Annotated in this window: 17 protein-coding genes and 1 tRNA gene; 9 read left to right on the top strand and 9 right to left on the bottom strand. The window is 57.0% G+C overall.

The features are described 5' to 3' along the window. Nucleotides 1–26: 26 nt before the first annotated feature. The 3 genes from SFX18_08015 to SFX18_08005 form a co-directional block, all read right to left on the bottom strand. A complete protein-coding gene (locus SFX18_08015; protein ID MDX1963083.1) occupies nucleotides 27–1,019 on the bottom strand; it encodes a DUF1559 domain-containing protein in 993 nt (330 codons plus the stop codon). Between the two features lie 253 nt (nucleotides 1,020–1,272). After that, nucleotides 1,273–1,410, bottom strand: coding sequence for a hypothetical protein (locus tag SFX18_08010; GenBank protein ID MDX1963082.1), 138 nt, complete (start codon nucleotides 1,408–1,410; stop codon nucleotides 1,273–1,275). Between the two features lie 227 nt (nucleotides 1,411–1,637). Then, nucleotides 1,638–1,711: transfer RNA gene (locus tag SFX18_08005), tRNA-Met, on the bottom strand. Between the two features lie 511 nt (nucleotides 1,712–2,222). Here SFX18_08005 and SFX18_08000 point away from each other — a divergent pair. Then, nucleotides 2,223–3,311, top strand: coding sequence for a hypothetical protein (locus tag SFX18_08000; GenBank protein ID MDX1963081.1), 1,089 nt, complete (start codon nucleotides 2,223–2,225; stop codon nucleotides 3,309–3,311). Between the two features lie 187 nt (nucleotides 3,312–3,498). Here SFX18_08000 and SFX18_07995 read toward each other — a convergent pair whose 3' ends face one another. Next, nucleotides 3,499–4,746: a TlpA disulfide reductase family protein gene (locus SFX18_07995; GenBank protein MDX1963080.1), complete on the bottom strand. Its 1,248-nt coding sequence runs from the start codon at nucleotides 4,744–4,746 to the stop codon at nucleotides 3,499–3,501. Nucleotides 4,747–5,076: 330 nt separating this feature from the next. On the opposite strand from SFX18_07995, the gene SFX18_07990 reads away from it, so the two are divergent. From SFX18_07990 to SFX18_07980, 3 genes are all read left to right on the top strand, one after another. Then, complete coding sequence (locus SFX18_07990) at nucleotides 5,077–5,412, top strand: rhodanese-like domain-containing protein (GenBank protein ID MDX1963079.1); 336 nt, start codon at nucleotides 5,077–5,079, stop codon at nucleotides 5,410–5,412. A gap of 1,122 nt (nucleotides 5,413–6,534) precedes the next feature. After that, nucleotides 6,535–7,575: a linear amide C-N hydrolase gene (locus SFX18_07985; GenBank protein ID MDX1963078.1), complete on the top strand. Its 1,041-nt coding sequence runs from the start codon at nucleotides 6,535–6,537 to the stop codon at nucleotides 7,573–7,575. Nucleotides 7,576–7,763: 188 nt separating this feature from the next. After that, nucleotides 7,764–8,231: a VOC family protein gene (locus tag SFX18_07980; protein MDX1963077.1), complete on the top strand. Its 468-nt coding sequence runs from the start codon at nucleotides 7,764–7,766 to the stop codon at nucleotides 8,229–8,231. 135 nt (nucleotides 8,232–8,366) lie between these two features. On the opposite strand, the gene SFX18_07975 is transcribed toward SFX18_07980, so the two are convergent. From SFX18_07975 to SFX18_07955, 5 genes are all read right to left on the bottom strand, one after another. Continuing rightward, complete coding sequence (locus SFX18_07975; protein MDX1963076.1) at nucleotides 8,367–9,467, bottom strand: hypothetical protein; 1,101 nt, start codon at nucleotides 9,465–9,467, stop codon at nucleotides 8,367–8,369. Between the two features lie 541 nt (nucleotides 9,468–10,008). Continuing rightward, nucleotides 10,009–10,908, bottom strand: coding sequence for a sugar phosphate isomerase/epimerase family protein (locus SFX18_07970; protein ID MDX1963075.1), 900 nt, complete (start codon nucleotides 10,906–10,908; stop codon nucleotides 10,009–10,011). A 260-nt stretch (nucleotides 10,909–11,168) separates the two neighbouring features. After that, nucleotides 11,169–12,020 carry a mechanosensitive ion channel gene (locus tag SFX18_07965; GenBank protein ID MDX1963074.1) on the bottom strand — a complete coding sequence of 284 codons (852 nt, stop codon included), beginning with the start codon at nucleotides 12,018–12,020 and terminating at the stop codon, nucleotides 11,169–11,171. 33 nt (nucleotides 12,021–12,053) lie between these two features. Continuing rightward, nucleotides 12,054–12,323 carry a hypothetical protein gene (locus tag SFX18_07960; GenBank protein MDX1963073.1) on the bottom strand — a complete coding sequence of 90 codons (270 nt, stop codon included), beginning with the start codon at nucleotides 12,321–12,323 and terminating at the stop codon, nucleotides 12,054–12,056. A 267-nt stretch (nucleotides 12,324–12,590) separates the two neighbouring features. Next, the gene (locus SFX18_07955; GenBank protein ID MDX1963072.1) at nucleotides 12,591–13,178 is read right to left on the bottom strand and encodes an RNA polymerase sigma factor; all 588 of its coding nucleotides are present in this window, start codon (nucleotides 13,176–13,178) and stop codon (nucleotides 12,591–12,593) included. Nucleotides 13,179–13,471: 293 nt separating this feature from the next. Here SFX18_07955 and ptsP point away from each other — a divergent pair, with 293 nt between their 5' ends. From ptsP to SFX18_07930, 5 genes are all read left to right on the top strand, one after another. Beyond that, nucleotides 13,472–15,220, top strand: coding sequence for a phosphoenolpyruvate--protein phosphotransferase (ptsP, locus tag SFX18_07950; protein MDX1963071.1), 1,749 nt, complete (start codon nucleotides 13,472–13,474; stop codon nucleotides 15,218–15,220). Between the two features lie 383 nt (nucleotides 15,221–15,603). Further along, nucleotides 15,604–16,575 carry a PhoH family protein gene (locus tag SFX18_07945; GenBank protein ID MDX1963070.1) on the top strand — a complete coding sequence of 324 codons (972 nt, stop codon included), beginning with the start codon at nucleotides 15,604–15,606 and terminating at the stop codon, nucleotides 16,573–16,575. Between the two features lie 126 nt (nucleotides 16,576–16,701). Further along, entirely contained in the window at nucleotides 16,702–18,975 is a 2,274-nt protein-coding gene (locus SFX18_07940; protein MDX1963069.1) for an HDIG domain-containing protein, read from the top strand. 78 nt (nucleotides 18,976–19,053) lie between these two features. Further along, the gene (ybeY, locus tag SFX18_07935; protein MDX1963068.1) at nucleotides 19,054–19,563 is read left to right on the top strand and encodes an rRNA maturation RNase YbeY; all 510 of its coding nucleotides are present in this window, start codon (nucleotides 19,054–19,056) and stop codon (nucleotides 19,561–19,563) included. Then, complete coding sequence (locus SFX18_07930; protein MDX1963067.1) at nucleotides 19,564–20,979, top strand: hemolysin family protein; 1,416 nt, start codon at nucleotides 19,564–19,566, stop codon at nucleotides 20,977–20,979. The last annotated feature ends 32 nt before the right edge of the window (nucleotides 20,980–21,011 follow it).

Here is a 21,011-nt window from a genome sequence, read left to right as displayed (position 1 = left end):
CCCCACCGGCAATTCCGTCAAGCGGATTATTCCCAGCCGCTGGGGATCGTCTCGTCCCCATTGCGCGAGGCCAAATACCAAATGACATTCAGCGCGGTCTCGGCATTGAGATAATGGACTGACGCGTCGCACATGGCGATGTGCGCCCCGCTGACATGATCCGACACGATATCCTCGTTCGTCCATTGATTGCCCCCCGCCAAGTAACTATTGCCATGGGCCGTATTCACTGGGGTCTCTCCCACGCGAAAGGTGTTATCGCCGCTAGCCCAGGCGCCATCCAGGCGCAGATTGGTGGTAACCTTGCGTCCGGGATCACCCAGTCCGCGGCCGGTGCATTCGGCCAGGCACATGGTTTTGGTCATGCCGTCCGTAATCATGCGTGGGGCGACCTCGATGGCGGATTTGGGATTCTTTTTGATGTCAATATTGCACAAAATACCGCGATTTTCGCCATAAGATTGACCCTTGAGGTCCTTGGCGTCCTGGCTGGTCGGACCGCCGACGCCACCATAATCAATACAGGCCAGGCCCCCTCCCTGGTTGGGGTCGTCATTGCCATCCTGCGGAACATCCAAGTCCCGCTTAAGAAAACCATCCGCTTCCCGTGTCCGATCAATAATATTGGTGCTGGGGCACAGATAGACGTTTACCTTTTGCCGACCTAGTTCTAGATTGGCCGGATGGGTGATCCCTTTCTTGAGGTCCAATTTTTTATAAACGGTGTCTTCCTCTATATATCCCAGCATAAAGGTGGACCAGGCGAAACGCAGATTGCGATCTTCTAATGTTTCGTGAAAAATCTTTTGCCCGGGGGGAAACTTTTTGCGCGTGGAAAGATAGTTGTTCAGGCCCAGCGCGATTTGCCGCAGATTGTTTTTGCACTGCGTACGGCGGGCGGCCTCGCGCGCCATTTGGATGGCGGGTAGCAAGAGCGCCACCAGAATCCCAATGATTCCGATGACGACCAGTAATTCCACTAGAGTAAATCCGCGCTGCCGCGCGTAAGGTGACTTCATAATACCGCTCTGCTCTGAGTATCCGTTAAGAGAACATAACAGTATAAAGACCAATTGTTAGATTCATGTTAGGAGGCAGCGCTATTTCATTTTTTTGTGAATTTTCTAATCGATATTTAACAATTCCTTTCGCGAGCGGAATGCCGGTACCTTTTTCTCATTTTGCCTGGCTAGTCTTTATACTCAATTTCCAGAGAGATTCTGGGGCTGCTTGATGAATCACTAGTTGTGTGTTGCCAATTGGCCATAAAGACTACGTCTCTTGTTCATCGGCGATCGCCCGCGTCTCATCGTTGGAGTCGCCGTAATTGGCAAAATCATACCACAAAACCACTCCTCCGGTGACGCAGCATTTTGAGCGCGTGTCGGGTATCGGACACGACCGACGCATAGGGATGTGCCCCATCCACGAACACTCAATCCATCTACCCATAATGAGGACTGAAATTAAACTCCAGTTAATTGCCATGAGTCTACTGGATTTTGTGGCTAAGATTTTTTTCCTGAAAATAGATCCCTGAAAAGCTATGCCCGATGATTTTAGCATCGGTTTAATGGGTGCTAGCTTGGGTTTGACCGCGGTTTTGGCATGGGGCGCGCCTTCTGGATAAGTTCAACTAGCGACGGGCGGATTCGAACCGCCGACACACGGCTTATGAAGCCGTTGCTCTAACCGACTGAGCTACGTCGCCATTTTCCCAGGCAGCAAAACTCCCCTTCATTCCGTTTTTTGGCTATTTGCCCACGCTGGGGCTGATTGCGGCAAAATTTGCTCAATCTCTAAAATTACTGCGAAATCCCGGCTCTCGCAAGCCCCCACACCCATTCCACATCTTTACACCGATGGCAATCAATATCGAAAAATTCCCCTGATTTGCTAATTTTAGCGACGACGATTTGGTCAGATTCAAGGGACATGGGGATTCACGGGCAGGTTCCCGGCGGAACAGGCCGGATTGTTGTTTTTTTTGTTTGAAGCTGAATTTGCGATCCGTTCCTTGCCGAAATTAACAATCGTGGATCATCTTTTGCTTGTTGGCCGCCAGCAACCCAGCGGTCTTTGACCTGACCAGCGGGAACAGGCGGCACCCACCGCGAAAAAATCGCGGTTGCTGGCCAGATTTCCCAGCGGCATTCCCGCCAACCGTAGTTTTTTGACACCAGGGCGCGACGCCTTTGGCGGTTAACCAAGGAAGGTTCACCGTGCCGAGATTAACGTGCATATTGCCCGTGCCAGGGCCAACGGACGCGATGGAGCCGACGTTGGTCTCGTTCCTGGAGCACCGCCCCCCGGACTGCGAAATTTTGGCGGTCTTTAATCGCCCTTATGACGACCCGTACCAACTCGCCGGGGAAGTGACTTTTTTACAAGCGCCCCCCCGCGGAAATGTGCTGGACTGCCTCAACTTTGCCCTGGAACAAGTCCAATCCCCGTACCTGTTTATTGGCACCGCCGGTATCCAGGTCACCGCGGGCTGGGCGGATTTGCCACTGGCCCATTTTCAAGATCCCCGCGTGGCGACCATCGCCCCGCAGCTTGTCAGCCAAGCTCAACCACAACGCCTCTTGGCCAGCGGGTGGGGTTATGACCCGCGGCGGGGGCCTGTCATCCTGAACACATCCAGCGGATTTGCCAACACCGGCGATGATCCTACCGCCATCGGCAAAACCCCTGGAATGGCCCCCGCCAGCGCCGGGCCGCTATTGCAAGCGGGTTTTTACCGCACCATGGCGCTCGAACTGCTGGGGGCCAAATTTTGCGACAAAGTTGGTCCCGCCTGGGCCAGCGTGGATCTAGGCCTGATGCTCGCGGCGGTGGGTTATGATCACATCCACGAGCCAAATTCCGTCGTCCTGGCCGATGCCGCGCAATTTGATCGCGATCTTGCCGCCGCCTCGAATCCAGGTTACACCCGCGGCTATCGCGCCGAACAGCTTTACCAGCGCAATTGCCTGTTCGAAAGCTGGTTGGACGCGCTCGCGCGGCATCCCCTGGACTGTCTGTTGGAATGGGCGGGCCAATGTTGGCGGCCTGCCGCCTGGCTGCAACTAGCCGGAAGAATGCGCGCCTCCGCCCAATATCAGGCGGGCCGCCTCCATCGTGAAAAACTACGTGACACACGTTTGGCCTGCGCGGCTCTGCTGAGGGCAAACCGCGCGGTCCACATGCGGATCGATCCGGCGACACTGGGCGAATCCTCGGCGGGAAGGCCCATCGGTCCGTCACGCGGCAATGCGGGTCAACCCACGACGGCTGGTTCTACCGAATCTCAATTGCGCCGCGCGGCCTAGAGAGCGCATTAAAGAAGTAATGCCGGGAATCACTTTTTACGCATGCCGCATTTGATCGCGATGCCAACAGCATCGCTAGTAATGTGCCGCTCTCGCGTAATCGCCAATCCCCGGGTTGTTGGACGATAGGGGGCAAAACCAGTTTTGTCCCCCCTGCTCTCCACCGATAATGCCATCGTCGGCTTTGTTACTTTTGCGGGCCCAGCATTTCCTCGAGCAATTTGCCCAGGCGATGACCGCGCACGTTGACATGGACGATCTTGCCATCCTTGCCCACGAGGAACGTGGCCGGGATGCCGTTCACGCCAAATTGATCCACACGGGGATCGCTAAAGCCGCGGGTGGACTCGTCCTTGCTAAAAATTTGCGACCAGGGGAGGTTCTTTTCCTTGATAAATTCGACCAATGGTTCCACCGTTTCGTCCAGGCTGATCCCGATCACCTCAAACCCCTCGTCATGGTACTTTTTGTAGTTTTCCTGGACATTGGGCAACTCCGCAATGCACGGGCCGCACCACGTGGCCCAAAAATCGACCAACACGACTTTGCCTTTGTAGTTGCTTAGATCAATCTCGCTCCCGTCCAGCAAGTGTCCCTTGAGGTCCAGCGGTTGACCGATCAGGCCAATGCGTTTGAGCGCTTTTTCCGATTGTCCCTTGGCTTGTTCTAATTGCGGGCTGGGTTGTTGTTGGGCCGCCTTGATCACCCAGTTATGAATTTCCGTGGCCAGGGGATATTGGCCGATCATTTCCATGATATATGCGGTGTTGTCCAGCAGGCCCAGTGTTTCTGGATTGACTTCTTTGCTGGCGTTGGCCAGCTTCATCACGTCGGCGTAAACTTGCTGGGGTGATTCCTTGGATGTTTCCTCGACCAAACCGGAAATCCGATTCATCAAGTGCATCCGCTGCGCCATTTGGGCTAACTCGGGATTGGAATCGGTCATTAATTCCTGGGTCAGCTTTTCATAAGGGGCGGTGTACGAGTCTTCAAAGTTACTGAGCAGCCGCAGCGACATCCATTTGGCCTGGGTGACCTGGATGCGCACAGCTTCCTCGGGCTTTTCGGCCAACAGTTTATCCGCGACTGCCACCAGATTTTTGCGCGAGCGAAGATATTCGTCCCGCAGTTTCATTTGTAATTCTTTATCGCGGCGGGCGGCGGGGTCAAACGCCGGTTGCCAGGCGCTCAGCTTTTCAAAGTAGCCGCGCAGTTCCTCCCCCATGACGTTGGGAACATTAAAGGGATCAAATCCGCCTTTGGCGGCGGGATCTTCGCTGGCGGGCTTTTCCTGCTGGGCTTGCGCCGCGGGAGGGGAATCTTCCGCTGCCCGCAAAGCTGCGGAGGTGAAAACAAACGTGAGCGACACGGCCACAGCCAGGCCCAAGCTTACCCGCGGTCCGGAATGCCCCACAACCCAAATTGATCGCTTCATAAAATTGACTCTTGCAAAAAAAAGTGATACGCCGCGCGGGAACTGACCCTGTTTGCTGATAGATTGGCGGCATGCAGGCTGCCGCCAATTCCGCGGAGGGGCGCGGAGCAAACAACCCGTTCAATCTCCAGGATAAAAATTGCCCCGTGGCCTTATTGTATCCCATTTGCCAGGGGACTGACAGCGATTTTTTGTGGGTTTTTTACGGGCAAGCGGGGGTGGCCGTGCTTTGCCCCGGAAGGGATAATATGTTAAGTTGAGCGCGAGATCGTTTTGCCCCCTAGTGTAGTCAGACTCTCCCCCCCGGAACCTCTTTTCCAGTCGAGAACCATGTCCGATTTACCGCTAGAAATTGACGTGCATACCTTGCGCCAGATGCGGCAGGGGGGGCAGGATTTGGTGATTTTGGATGTGCGCGAGCCGGACGAGTACGCCACGGCCAGCATCGCCGGATCGATCTTGATCCCGTTGGGGGAATTGCCCAACCGGGTCGCGGAGCTGGAGCCGCACCGCCACCGGCCGATCATTGTCCATTGCCACCACGGCGGACGGAGTATGCGGGCGACCAAATGGCTGCGGGAACAGGGATACGCGCAAGCGCAAAATCTGGCTGGCGGAATTGAGGACTGGTCGCTGCAAGTCGATCCGTCTGTGCCGCGGTATTAGGCCGGCGGGAGGCTTGTGGGACGCGAGGTGTGGGACGCGGGATATGGGGTGAGAATGAATTGTAGGAGGCGACTCCGTCGCCGAACTGTCCGTAGCGGTGACGTTTCGTCGCCGTATTCGTAGTGGCAAGTTTTACTCGCCGATCTAGTATTTGTTTAGCCGCGACGCGCAGCGGAGCGCGGGGCCTGTTAGATTTTGGTTACTGGAATTTGGATTTTGGTTAAATGCCTTTCTACCGCGAAGCAGTTACAGCCCTTAGCCCCGGGTTACCGCGCAGCGACTATCCGGGGGATGCAAAACTGTCCTACCTCTCCTTTAGCCGCGCATCGGCGACGGAATGACACGGCACCGGAGACGGTGCCTGCTACATTCATGGCGGCGACGGATGCACTTTCTTCTACCTACAAATAAACGCCAACCAGACACGACGTCGCCGCGACGCGGCGAGATGATAATTTGCTTACCCGAACCGTGGGCTTGGGCCCACGGCTACGATACGAAACCGCTTCGCGGTGAAATTTTGCTTTCGACATTCCTGCTTCTGAATTCGCCCCCTCCCTTTTCCTGATCGTGCGTCCCATTTGAATCAATCATCCAGCGGGAGAGCTCTGGAAGAGGGAATCTACCGCATCGCGGTTAAGAAACTCAGCCCTGGGTTGCCGCGCAGCGGTTACCCTGGGAATATGGCAAGCCAAAATTCCTGCCGCAACGCGGTTGCGTCATCCGGACCAATAGCCTAAAACTGTTGGCTGTCTTCAAAAAAAAGTACTAGCCGTGAATTGTTTAGCTAGAAAGCATATTACTGGATATGACGTGTTGGCGAACTTTCCAGAATGGATTTCACTACTGTGTCATAAGGAATATGCACTGATTGACAGGCGTATATTAAGACTGTACTATACGTGAAAATCGCTGTATAGCTGTCCTAGTGTAGAGTCTCACACTGATGGCAACTTTTTAGAAATTTGAAAATCCCGGTCCAATACTAAGAAAAATTAGTTTTCGGTGATGATTTGTGGTTCCCTTAATTAAGAGACACTACACTAGATATGACAAATACCCCAGTGAAAAGCTTGGATCATACAATGTTCGGCGGCACACATTACTGATAGGAGCGGTGCAATGCCTCGTTACGCGATCATCTGCCTATTCGTTCTGGGTGCCGCGCTGGTGGCGACCCCGGCCTACCCGTGTTCGCGATATCTGTCGAACAATATCAAGCTCGGGGTGTTCGCCGCCCGCACCATGGACTGGCCGGGTACAACCGAGCCGACCCTTTGGGTGTTCCCCCGCGGGGTGATGCGAGACGGCGGCAAGTTGGGCGATGAGGTCGTCGTGAAGGAGAACGCGGTCAAGTGGACGTCCAAGTACAGCAGTATGGTTACCTCCATCTGGAATCTCGGGGCGGCCGATGGGGTGAACGAGAAGGGGTTGGCCGGCCACATGCTCCACTTCACTCCCGCCGACTTCGGTGAGCGAGACGTCAACAAGCCCGGCGTGAACGCGGTGATTCTGCTCCAGTACATGCTCGACAACGCGGCCGACGTGAAGGAGGCCCTCCAACTGCTCAAGGACATCCAGCCGGTGATGTGCAAGGCTCGCGGCGAGAAAGCCACCGTCCACTGGGCTATCGAGGACGCGTCCGGCGATTCAGCCATCATCGAGTACGTGAAGGGGAAGGTCGAGATTCACCACAGCAAGGATTACCGGGTGATGACCAACGAGCCAGCGTACGGCGAACAACTCCGGCTGCTGAAGGAGCAGGACTTCTCCAAGCCGAGCAGCGACACCCCCTTGCCGGGGAACGTGCGGTCGGTCCACCGCTTCCAACGGGCATCGTACTTCGGTGCGGTCCTCCCTGAGCCGAAGAACGAGCGGGAGGCGATCGCCAACGTGCTGTCGGTGATCCGGAACGTGTCCGTCCCGTTCGGGGCTCCGTACGGCGGGTTCGGCGTGTACAACACCGAGTACCGGACGGCCATCAACGTGACCAAGGGCCGCTACTTCTTCGAACTCACCACCAGCCCGAACGTGATGTGGGCCGACCTGACCAAGTTCAAGCTCGACGCCGGCTCCCCAGTGATGTCCCTGAATCCGGATGACATTGAGTTGTCCGGGGACGTGAGCGGCAAGTTTAAGAAAGTGGACAAGTCCCCGTTCTGACAATCGGGGCGACCGACACCGAAGGCACGCCGAACTAGGCGCTGCACCTGACCGTGGGGGCATTACGGTTTTTCGAGGTTCCACGGCTCTCCAGCCGCCGCAGCAGGCGAGCTTTGTCGTTCGCCGAGCCCCAAAACGTAGAAGCCTGAAAACCTATCAACCCACATATTTCCAAAAGGATTATTACAATGGCCAGCACGATTCGCACCTGCTTGTGGTTCCGCGATGGGCGGGGGCGCGAGGCCGCGGAATTCTACTGCTCTTTGATCCCGGAAAGCCGCGTCGAGACGGTTTTTGTCGGTGATAACGGGTATGGCACTTTCTCGGTCATCGACTTTTCGCTGGGCGGGGTCCCCTATCAGATCCTCGATGCCGGGCCGATGTTCACATTGACCGAAGCGGTCTCTATTTCGGTCGCGACGGTCGACCAGGCCGAGACCGATCGGCTGTGGGGGGCCTTGACCACCAATGGGGGAGAGGTCAGCGCCTGCGGCTGGCTCAAGGACCGCTACGGCGTGTCATGGCAGATTTACCCGCGACGGCTTTCGGAATTGACGATGAACGCCGACAAAAATGTGTCGGCCAAGGCGATGGCGGAGATGATGAAACAGACGAAAATCGACATCGCCGCAATTGAAGCGGCGGTGCGTGGTTGAGTCGCGGACCGACCGAGTCAAGTACTGTAGGTCGGATCGTGATCCGACAAATTCACACCGTGTCATTTCCCTCCAAAAAATGCAGTCCGACCGCGAACGGCGGAACACGTTCCGCCCTACGTATTATTTTCCCCCTCAGTGTCCCACGAGCGTCAGCACGATCTCGATAAAAATCAGCACGATCACGATGATCTCCAATAGCTCGATTCGGTACACCGCCGCCTGGTCGGAAACCACCTGGTACGCGCTTTCCACGGTGTCCAGGCTCTGTTGAATGCTGTGGCTCCATTCCCCCAGGTGAAACCGCTCGGCCAGTAGCCGATAGACCCGCGCTAGATATTGATCTCCCATTAGCTTAAACGCGTTTCCCGTCCGCTCGAACAGGGTGTGCGCCGTGACCCGCAGCTCGCCCAACACGCGCAGCGGCTGGTCGTGCGTGCGTAAAAACGGCCAACGCCAGCGCGTCAAGGGATGGATCGAGCGATACGCCTCGGCCAGGCGCGCATCCAGCAGTTGATCCAAGGAGCGGTATTCCAGCAGTTGTAAATTGGCGAACTCGATCGTTTGCAGGGTCTCCTCGCAGTCGGTGTCGAGCAGCAGCGCGGCGGGCCATTCGGGCAGAAACAAATCCCCCGGTGTATAACAGAGCCGCGATTGCGTGATCAGTCCCACTTCGGCGGCGCACAGTGTGGCACTTTCCAGCCGGGTCAGTTGCGCCAGCCACTGCGACTGGTCGCGCAGCAGTTCCTCGACCGACAGCGGGCAACTGGCGGGCTGGATTTCAAAGACCAAATATTCCTCAGCCAACGGGGACCAGTTTGGATGTTCGATTGCCGGTTGCAGGGTCTGAAAGGTGGGCTCTACGGCTGTCCGGGCCGTCGCGACCAACCCGCGCGAATCCGCCAGCGCGCGGGCGATCTCGAGCAGTTGCGGAGGCGTGGCCGTCAGCGGAATTTCCAGGGATAAACTGGCCCCGCCAAAATCAAACACCGCTAGTTTGGCCACTGCGGCAACCTGGCCCAACACCGGCAAATCCAGCCGCAGGGGGGTTAAGGGGAACAATAGGGGAGGGGGGCTGTAGGCGACGCTGGGTGGCGTGCGGGGGCGGCGGGGAAGGGTTTGCGGCTCGGCCGGGAGCAATCGCCGTGCGGCATCCAACTGGACTTCTTCCCCCCAATCCCACGCCACAAACATGTGCAACGTGCCGGTAAGCGGGGCGGTGGACCAGGCGTTCATGGGCGTTCCTGATTGACAAAGGATAGCACTAGTCTAAAGCTGAGTTGGGAAATCAACTAGCCCATGATGGCTGAAGTATTTGATTGCGTGAATTTTGCAACGCGCACAAAGCCGCCGCTGGTATCGGCGGAGGCGGGGCGCAGGTGTCATGAGTGGCAATTAGCGGTAGACGAGAAATTGTAGGAGGCGACTCCGTCGCCGAACTGTTCGTAGCGGCGAGTTTTACTCGCGTTTTTCCTCCCGTAGCGGCGAGTTTTACTCGCCGAACTGGTTTTTCGTTGAATCGCCTTCTGGTGTTAACGCTGCGTTCAACCACTGGCTAATTGCTATCATTTTTGCGAAATAGCCAGCTACAAAGATTGTGCTCCGCTGGAGCTAATGCCTTCGCACCCTAGCATCCCCGCAACGCGCTCCGTTGCGCGTCGCGGTTAAACGAATTCACGGCATCGGGACGATGCCTACTACTTTATCGGCATCGGGACGATGCCTACAACTTTATCGGCAGCGGGACGGTGCCTGCTACTTTTGCGGTGGCTGCTACTTACTTCGTCAGCACTTTTTGCATTTGCTGATAGACCTTGGTCAGGTGGGCCTCGTCGCCGCCGCCGACTTCGGATGTCGCCCAGCCGGTGTAGCCGATCTCGTCCAGGGCCTTGAGCACCTCGGGCCAATCCTCGGTCCCTTGGCCGATCTCGACCCATTTTTGCGTGTCGGCGTTGTATCCCTTGAAATCAAACTTGAGCATCCGCTTGTCCAGCTTGCGAATCCATTCCGCGGCGGGGACGCCATACTTGAGCATATTGCTGCAATCAAAGTACGCGCCGACGGTGTCCGTGCCAAAGTCGTCCACATATTGGACAAGCTGCTCCGGCTTGGTGATGAAATTATTCCAGACGACCTCAATGGCGATTTTGACGCCCAGCTTGTCCGCCAGGGGAATCGCCTTTTTGATCTCCGCCTGCGAGCGTTCGTAGCATTGTTCATACGTGACATCTTTATTCACCACGCCGGGAACCAAGAGCGCCGTCGTCCCGCCGACCTTGTGGCAATCCTCGATCGCGGTGAGCAACCCTTTTAACCCCTGGGCACGGACGGTTTCGTCTGGATGGGACAGCGTTTTATCCCAATGGATCGAATCGATCGTCCCATGCACGGCAATCCCATGTTTTTTGCACGCGGCGTTTAGATCATCCAGGTTGAGGTTGCTGGGGCTGTCGATTTCCACCCCGTCATAGCCTATCCGCTTGATCAGGGCGATTTTTTCGTCAATAGGGGCGTCGCCGCCGATCATGCTGTATTTGAGCGCGAGTTTCAGGTGCGACTTTTTCGCTTCCTCCGCCTGGACACGGATTGGCAATGCTGAAATCCCTCCACTAAAGAGTACCGCGACCGCGGTGGATTTGAGGAGATCGCGACGGGCCAAGCGGGAAATGTACGTCATGTGGTGGGACCTGTGTAGCTGGAGAAAACTAGGGTTAGGGCATCTCCTGAATATACCAGGATAACGCCGTGAATCAAAGTATTTCGCCGGGTGAACCCCGCCCCCGCCGCGCTCCGCTGCGCGTCGCGACTAAACGTGAAGGAATGTATAATTAAAAATTAAGAATGGGTTGTTGTCGCCAACTACAAAGATTGCGCTCCGCTGGAGCTAACTCCTTACCACCCCTGCTCCCCCACTCCCCTCCGGCGGAGGGGAGCTACTCACCGTACCGCCTCGTGCAGCATTTTGGTGTTGGGGATAATGCGCTGTTGTTGCGCGGCCCCTTGGCCAACGTCCAGGATCGTGCTGACGGGGCCAACTTCACGCACGATTCCTTGGATGTCTCCCACGGTCACGCGGTCGCCGGATTGCAACCGCTGGCGCACATAATATCCGGCGAGGATCCCCCCGATGACATCTTTTCCCCCCAGGCCCACGGCCAGGCCTAGGCCCAGCATCAAACCGGTAAAGGCGATCAAAATCAAATTTTCCAGTAGTTTGATCTCGATCCCCAATTGGGTGATGACGGAGTTAAGCAGCACGATAACCAGGGCAAAGTAGCAGACATTGGCCAGGGTGTCGGCGTAATTCAGGCCCAGTCGGTCGGCGCTGGTGGCGATGAGGCCGTGCATGAACTTGGCCAGCAGCAACCCCAGGACCAATAGCAGCACCGCGAATAATAGTCGCGGGATATAGTCCAGAATCTTTTGGATGGTGACGTCAAACTGCGGCAAAATGTGATTGAACGCCACCAGACAGGTTAAGACAAAGAAGACCCAAAACACAACCAGTCCCAAAATTTGCGGGATGGTCTGTTTGATACCGACTTCGCGCATCGATTCCGCCAGGCCGCTCCGTTCCATGACGGTTTGCAGTTCTAGTTTTTCCCCCACAAATCGGGCGAGGCGGGATAACGCCCAAGAGATCAAGCTCCCCAGGGCCAGCACGATTACAAACCGCGTAACATTGGGGATGTAATCGGCCAGTTGGCCCATTGTTTTTTGTAGGGCGTCCTGCAGGGGGGTGAGTAGCGTGTCGGATTTTTGGGCGAAGAGGAGGGTGATGGCATCCATGACAAACACGATTGAAGAGAAAGGGAAGAGCGGTCAAATCGTTGATTGCTGATTTTTCGCAGGCGGCCGGCTGGGCGCGGGCCATTGAGGCAATAGCGCTCCCGCCGCCAGGGCCGTGGTAAGCTCCCACACCGCTCCCCCCAGGCCGCACAACACGCCGTCGATCATTTGTTCCGTCACCAACGCCCGATTGAGCCGCTGCCGCAGTCGCTGGCCAAATTCGCGCTGGGGGGGTGGGTCGGGAATTTCCGGCCAGAGTAATATTTGTGGCTGATTCGGTGGTTGTTCGTCCGCTGCGCTCATGGTGGATAATGTGGTACGGGCTTCAGCCCGTAACCCAAGGGTTTTACTTTTTATTAGTACACAAGTATATGAATCGGGCCGTTGGCCCTTCCGTTCTTTTTTCCCATTAACCTAGGGCGACGCTGCGCTTGCCCTAGGCTGGGATAGGTTGGGCCATTGGCCCACAGGGGATAAAATGCCTTTGGCCCACTGGGAATTTCATGTTCATGGCACAGTTAAGTGCCAATCCGTGCCACATTTCTTCGGGCTAAAGCCCGTGCCACACATTTACTCCATATCGACGCCAAACCGCTGCTTTAGCTTTTCCCGCGCGCGGCTGATGCGCATCTTGGTCGCGCTTTCGGAAAGTTCAAAGATCTCCGCCAGTTCTTCATGACTGTGCCCCTCGGCGTATTTCATGACCAAAATCGCGCGGTCCTCCTCGTCCAGGATGGCCAGCATTTGTTCTAAATCCAGTCGCGTTCCGGCTGCCGCCCCTTCCCGCTCAGTCGCGCCGGACCAAACCGCCTCGCTATCGGCAATCGTCTCGCGCTTGCGACGACGGCCCCGTCCCCGCCGCAAAAATAGGCACGTCCGCACCGCCACCCCGTAGACCCAGGTGGAGTACCGTGAACGCCCGGCAAACCGTTGCCGCTGCAAAAACAGCCGCAGGCAGACTTCTTGCGCGGCGTCCGCGGCGTCCTCGCTATGCGACATCAGGCGATAACAGGTGCTCCAGACGCGGGGTTGAAAGCGGCGCAACAATTCATTGAACGCCGGCCCAGCGGATTCCTCGCGCGCGGCCAGGGCCGCCAACTGCTCATCAGTCTGCGTCGTCCAATCTGGCTGTGCCGCCCCATCCGTGGTCGCCACCATGCGTGCGCTCGCGCAAGGAATGTCTGTTGCCACCAGCCCGCGCGACAACCGATCTGTTGCCGTAAGTGTCACAATCGTCACAACTTTCGCCGGGGAATTTTCTCTTGCGAATTTAGGCAAGATACCAAGTTCGCGCAATTTTCACAGCGGCAGTTTTGGCGGTGGCGTGCGAGTACCTTCCCGCTTTACATAAAATCGCGTCCCTGCATGATTTATCGCTCGACTGCTAGAATTCTTGGCAAAAAAATATTGCCGCTTGCCCCCCTATTTCCCGCCTGCTACCATCAATCTACATGAAAGGGATTAGCGTATCGCCGGGCGTCGTCGTGGGTGCGGCCTACTGTATTCACGAAATCTTTGTTAATCCCGAAACACGCAAATTGGAACCCAACGAGGTTCTGCCCGAACTGCAGCGCTACGAAAACGCCCGTAAATCGACCGCGAACGACTTGCAGGCCATGCGACAAAAGGTCGCCGCGCAGGTGGGCCAGCAAGAAGCGGCGATCTTTCAGACGCACCAATCGATTCTGCGGGATCCCGCCTTTACGGCCAAAATCCGCCATTATATCGTCGAACAGCGGCTGACCAGCGCGGCCGCGCTCGAACGGGTGCTAGCGGATTACTCCTTGCTCTTTACCAAGACCAAAGATGACTACCTGCGGCAGCGGCTGGACGATGTGCGGGATGTCATCATCCGCCTGAGTAGCTACCTCAGCGAAGTGCTGCGCCCGGTCGAACATGCCGAGCATGGGCCATTGATTATTGTTGCGGATGAACTGCTCCCCAGCCACGTGGTGACGCTGGGTAACCGCGAAGTGGCGGGAATTGTCACGCAAAGCGGGGGCCAGACCAGCCACGCCGCCATTTTGGCCCGCAGCCGGGGGATTCCCGCCGTGGCCGGGGTGCGCAATATCCTCAAACAAGTAAAAAACGGCGACACGCTGGTGATTGATGGGCGGGAGGGGGACATTCTGATCAATCCCGATCCCGAGACAGAAAAAGCATACCGCAAGCTGGAGCGGGAGTTTTTTCACTTAAAAGACCACCTAGCCGAAAACCGGGACGCCGTGGCGATCACCGCCGACGGCGTCCTGCTGGATTTGCTGGCAAATATCAACAATCCCGCCGATGCCGCCGCCGCCACCGCTATGGGGGCCTCGGGCGTGGGGCTGTACCGGACCGAGTATCTGTTTTTGTCCCACCATGATGTGCCCGACGAAGAGGAACAATACGCGACTTATAAAAAAGTGATCGCCGCCAGTCCCCAGCGGCGGGTCACCATCCGCACCTTGGACCTGGGGGGTGATAAAACCACGCCGTATCTGGGCAGCAAAAAAGAAGCCAACCCGTTCATGGGCTGGCGGTCGATTCGGCTGTCGTTTGAACATCCCGAGTTTTTTGCAGCGCAGTTGCGGGCGATCCTGCGGGCGGCAGCGGGCAAAGGGGTCCGCGTGCAGATCATGTTTCCCATGATTACCACGCTGGAGGAAGTACGCAAGGTCCGCAGTTTATTGCTCAAGGCCCAGCGTAAACTGCATGACGAGGGAAAACCGTACGAACCCGTCCCCCTGGGGATCATGATCGAAGTGCCGGCGGCGGCGGTCTGTATCGATAATTTACTCGAGGTGGTCGACTTTGTGTCGATTGGTTCCAACGATCTGGTGCAATACCTGATGGCCGCCGACAGGGACAACCCCCGCGTCAGCCACCTGTGCCAGCCCCTCAGTCCCGCCGTGCTACGGGTCCTGCAGGGAATCATTGCCGTCTGCAACCAGGCCAATAAACCCGTGACGCTCTGCGGGGAAATGGCCGGCGCGCCGCGGGCGTTTCTATTGTTACTCGGCATGGGGCTGCGCAGTTTTTCCATGAGTCCGGCGTTTATTCCCACAATTAAGGAACTGGCGGCCAAGGTAACGATCGAACAAGCCCGCGAGTCGCTGCTGCACGCCCTTCGGTTAAAGACCACCAGCGCTGTGCAAAAGCACATGGGGGACTTTGTGGCTAGCATCGCCCCGGATTTGAAATTGCTGGATACGGGGTGATGGGGAAATGCAGAAGTTTGAATGCAGAAGGCAGTAGAGAGATGCTACATCGAGACTGCGAGTGTGCCACGGCTGATTTGCCCTGCGGTATTGCTCCGGAGGTGCGTTATCTTTGTAGTAAGCATTTTCGAACAATACTGCTTCTCGTCTCCCGCTCCCTCGCCCCGCCTTCCTCATCCCGGCATTCGCGTCTCCTCTCTCGTAATCCCTCCTGCCGCGCGGGACTTGGAATTCATCCCGTAAAATCAACTTAAACCATTATCTGCTATGATTTTACAGAAATATTTTTCGCCAATTTAACTTCCCCGCCAACGAATCTGCTATACTCTAAAGTGCATTTCTGCTTTGCCACTTTGGCGTTGGGCCCATGCGCCCCGCTTTGCATGAACACCCAATCCATCTCCGTTCTCGATTCTAAAATCCTGCTCACGCTCTTTGGGCCGCGGGATCAGTATTTGCGTAACATCCGCAAAGCCCTGGGCGTAACCATTACCGCCCGCGAGGATCGAATTCATATTGAGGGAGAGGCCGCGGCGGTCGCCCAGGCGACGGCGGTGCTAGAGCAGCTAAAAAGTCTGGCGGAGCGGCGGGGGCAACTGGATTCGCACGAAGTGGCGGCGGCGTTATCCGCGGTCACGGGCAAGACCAACGAGCATGATCACGCCCCGATCCAGGGGTTATCGGCCAGTCGGCAGGTGCGTCCCCGCACGCCCGGCCAGGCGGCGTATGTGCAGGCGATTCAGGAGCATGATTTGGTGTTTTGCGTCGGTCCGGCGGGATCGGGCAAGACCTATCTGGCAGTGGCGACGGCGGTTTCCGCGTTTCGCCGCGAACAAGTCCGCAAGATTGTCCTGGTCCGCCCCGCAGTCGAGGCGGGGGAGTCGTTGGGCTATCTGCCCGGGGATTTGCAGGCCAAGATTAATCCTTATTTGCGGCCGCTATTGGACGCCCTGCGAGAACTTTTGGATTATGACCTGGTCAAGCGGTTAAGCGAACAAGATGTGATCGAAATGGTCCCCCTGGCCTACATGCGGGGGCGCACGCTCAATGACGCGTTTATTATTCTGGACGAAGCGCAAAACACCACGATCTCGCAGATGAAAATGTTTTTAACTCGGATGGGAAATAACTCCAAAATTGTGGTTTCCGGCGACACCACACAGATTGACTTGCCGCCGCATACGCCCTCGGGCTTGATCGACGCCCTGGGTCGCTTGCGGGGGTTGCCGGGCGTGGCGGAAATACGCCTGGAAAAGACTGACATTGTGCGACATAAACTGGTCCAGGCCATCGTCGAGGCCTACGCGGAGGATGACGCCCAACTGCATCAGACGGTTCGACGCCGCAAAGCGTGATGCCCCTTTTTTTCCACAAGAGCGTCCTAATTACGATTTTTTAGGAAAAAGACGACGATCTGCCCGCTGGGCGAGCGCGGATAAACGATCAGCGATCCCATTTGGCTTTTTTGTTCATGACGTTGTATGTCCTCTGGCCCTTTACGCAAATTAACGCGCACTTCCCGGCTCAGTTCGTTTGAGCTGCCTCCGGGGTTGATAGAGCAAACGCTGGACAATGTCAAGCGCGGGGATGTGCTCTTGCGGTTTGTGCTATGTCTGGCGGGGGCGGTCATTTTGTGGTTGATGGTGGGGGGCTGGAAACCGCCGTTTCCCTATCGGACAGAGCAGGTCCCCCTGCGCAACATCATCCCGCGGGTCGATTTTCGCCAGTTGGACCAGCCCGCGACCGATCGCCAACGAGAAGAAGCCCGCAAGCAAACGCCGGCGATCTTTCAACATCAAAACACCAAGTTTCCGCAAATCCGGGGAGAGTTAAATAACCTGTTGCAGTTGATTGCGACGGCCGAGACCTTTGACAAGCTGCCCGAGGGACTGTGGGAAAAATTTTCCCTGCCGCCGGAAATGCAAATGGCTACCCCGACGCCGCAAGAGGCGGTGGAAAGCTTTAACCGGTTTCGCGAGAAACTGGTCCCCGAAAAATCGTTTCAAGAATTTGAAAAGGCGATCCAAGAAGCCTTTGCCGAACTAGAGCGCGACGGCGTCCTGGAAACCAGCGAAAAGACCAAAATCCCCAGCCGCCAGGACGAAATCATCCTCAAGACGCCCAATGTCCCGCAGGTCGTCACCGTGGCGGAGGTGCTGCAGCAGCGGGCCCGCGACAAACTGTTAAAACGGCTGCAAGAAAGCCCGGCCATCGGGACGGAAGCGGCCCAGCGGCTGTTTCATTGGCTCGGCCCGCAAATCGTGGGGACCCTGACCTATGACGACGCCGCCACCCGCGCCGCCCAGGAAAAAGCCGCCTTGGACGTCCCCCCGGTATATCGCCAGTACAAGGCCAACGATCAAGAGCGGGCTTTGGCGCTGGGGGGCAAACCGATCGGTCCGGAGGAATTTCAACTGCTGCGCGAAGAATATGCCGCCATGGTTAACAGCCTGACATGGGAGCAAAAGCTGTATCGCAGCCTGGCCAACTTTGGCATGTTTTTTGCGCTGTACACGCTAAGCGGGTTTTATATTTTCTTTCGCGAGCGGTCCCTCTTGACCGATTTTCGCCGCTTTGTGACGTTGTTGGCGCTCTTTATCGTGGCGGTGGGTCTATGTCATTTGGCCGCCACGAACGACATGCGGGCCGAGATGGTGCCGCTGCTCGTCTTTGGCATGACGGTCGGCATCGCCTATCACCAAGAATTAGCGCTGCTGCTGACCGCCACGCTGACTTTGATTGTTACATTTACCCTGGGGCAGGGCTTGCCGGAATATGTTATTTTGTCCAGCGCCGCGGCCACGTCTATCCTGCTCCTTGGCCGCATTCGCACCCGCCGAAAGCTTATTTACGTCGGCGCGGCGGCGGGGTTGGTCGCGTTCTTTACAAGCATTGGCGTGGGCGTGCTCAATCATCAGCCCCCGTCGCTGGGTCTGCTGATTACCGGCGGAAAAAACGCCCTGTTCACGCTGATTGCCTGCTTTATCGTATCGGGCATGCTGCCATTTATCGAGCAAGTCTTTAGCGTGCTGACGGACCTCAGCTTGCTCGAGCTGGGGGATCCTTCGCATCCGTTATTGCAACAGTTGGTCCAGCGCGCGCCGGGAACGTACAACCATTCGATCAATGTCGCGGCCATTGCCGAAGCCGCGGCCGAGGCGATCGGCTGCCGGGGACTGTTGGTGCGGGTGGGGGCGTATTTTCATGACATCGGCAAGATGATCAAGCCGCAGTACTTTGTCGAAAATCAGGGGCGCGAGGGGAACAAACACGAAACGCTAAATCCCGCGATGAGCACGCTGGTGATTATCGCCCATGTCAAGGATGGGGCGGACTTGGCGCGGCAACATCATCTGCCGCAGCCGGTGATTGATTTTATCCAGCAGCATCACGGCACGACGCTGGTCGAGTTTTTCTTTCGCCGGGCCAGTCAGCAAAGCGAGAACGACCCCGACGCCGCGGACGTGGACGAAAGCAGCTTTCGCTATCCGGGGCCAAAGCCGCAGACCAAGGAGATCGGCATCCTCATGCTGGCCGACGCGGCCGAAAGCGCCAGCCGCACCCTGGTGGATCCCACCCCCGCGCGGCTGGAGGGGCTGGTGCATGACTTGGCGATGAAGCGGCTCTTGGATGGCCAGTTTGACGAATGCGGACTGACGTTGCGGGAACTCGCCAGTGTGGAAGAAAGTTTGGTCAAGTCGCTGACGGCGGTATTCCACGGCCGGGTCAAATACCAGGACCAGCGAACGGCGTGAGATCAATCAATTAAGAATTAAAAAATGAAAATTATTAATTTGAGATTCACTAACCACTATCCACTATCCACCGCCCCCATGCCCCCCCACGCGATACAGATTGCCGACCAGCAAACCGCCCTGCCGATCGACCGCCAAGCGCTAAAAAACCTGGTGCTGACCGTGTTGGCCGGTGAACGCTGCCGCGCGGCCAAAATCTCGGTGGCGATCGTGGATGACGCGGCGATTCAGGCGCTGAATCTCCGCTATTTGAACCATGATTATCCCACGGATGTGCTCACATTTCCCCTGGAAAACGGGGCCCGCGGCCTGGAGGCCGAAATTGTCATTAGTAGCGAAACCGCGCTGCGCCAAGCGGAGGAATTTGGCACCTCCGCCCAGCATGAATTGCGGCTGTACGTTATCCATGGGCTATTGCACTTGTTTGACTATGACGACCATGACCCCGGCTTTGCCGCGGCGATGCGAGCGCGGGAGGAACACTATTTGCGGCTGATTGAAGGAACGGGGGGAGGCCAGCGTGCGGGTGGAGCGGGACAAAAACGCCCCCAAGCCGGTAAATCCCCGTCAGCACGGAGGAAGCGCTAAATGAACGTCTGCGGTTGGTTGGCGCTGGGGTGCGCCTTGCATGGGGTGCTGGCGCGCACCATGGTTTATGTCACGTCCGAAGGTTCGCTTAGTCGCTTATTAGAGCTGTCGCGGCAAAAAATGCCCCCCGACCAGGCCGAACGTCTACGGCAGACCGTGGATGAGGTGGACGGCACGATTCGGCTGATTGCGCTGGCGTCGCTGGTGGCGGCGGCGCTGCTCTTTCCGTATGCCCTGGCGCGCGAGTTGCACAGTCCCCTGTCCGACACAACGGCGGCATCATCACCAGCAACCTCGACACCGACCGCATCCTTGACAGTGAAAGAATCCAGCCCGACAGCTTTGGTACCAGGACCAGCCTGGGGATGGACATTGGTCATCGGCCTGGCGCTCTCTTGGTTATTTGGCGTGTTTGTGCCGTACATGATTAGTTTTTGGCATGGTGAACGGCTCCTGCTGGCCACGTGGCCCTATTGGCGGTTATGGCACCTGCTATTGGCTCCCTTGACGCAGTGGCAGGTTTCGGCCCGCAATTCGCTGGCCACGCAGCCCGCCGCCACGCACCAAGACGAGGCGGAAGAAGACCTGGAGGAAGAAATTCGCTCAATCGTCAATGCCGGCCAGCGCGAGGGACTGATCGAGAATGACGAACGCGAAATGATTGAAAGCGTCATGGAGCTTAATCAGGTCACCGTCGCGCAAATCATGACTCCCCGAATAGACATGGTCAGCATGGCCGCCGACCTGGGCTGGGACGCCGTCCTGCGGTTTGCCAGCGAGCATGGGCATACCCGCCTGCCGGTCCACGGCAAATCCCGCGATGAAATCGTGGGGATCCTGCATTTAAAGGATGTGCTGGGGGAGCTGGCCCGGCCCCAACAGGCCCGCCGCAGCCTGCGAGCACTCTTGCGACGGCCGTTTTTTGTTCCCGAGACCAAGCCCGTCAACGAAATGCTGCAGGAATTTCAACGGGGAAGGACGCATTTGGCGATTGTATTGGACGAATATGGCGGCGTTTCGGGGCTGGTCACGATCGAGGATGTGCTGGAGGAAATCGTGGGCGAAATCGCCGACGAGCATGACGACGCCCTGGTGGACGGCATCAAGCAACTGGATGACACCACGTTTGAGGCCCTGGCCCGCGTTCGCTTGGAAGATCTTAATTCCCGCCTACAACTGGATTTGCCCGAGGATGAGTCCTTTGAAACAATTGGCGGATACGTGTTTCACGAATTGGGACGAATCCCCGCAGTGGGAGAGATTTTGGAAAAACCTAATATGCGGATCAAGGTGCTGGATGGCAACCGCCGCCGCCTGGACCGACTGCTGATCGAGCTGATCAAGCCGGACGAATCCGCGCCTGTCCCACAAGCAACCGCTAGCAAAGATCCGCCGTCCGAAAAAATCGCGGAATGATGGCACCCGCTAGCATGCCGGCTCAATTTTTA

The sequence above is a fragment of the Pirellulales bacterium genome, from assembly GCA_033762255.1.
In the GTDB taxonomy this organism is placed as follows: Bacteria; Planctomycetota; Planctomycetia; order Pirellulales; family JALHPA01; genus JANRLT01.
Note: the sequence above shows the minus strand (reverse complement) of the source record. Positions and strands in the feature narration are given on the sequence as shown.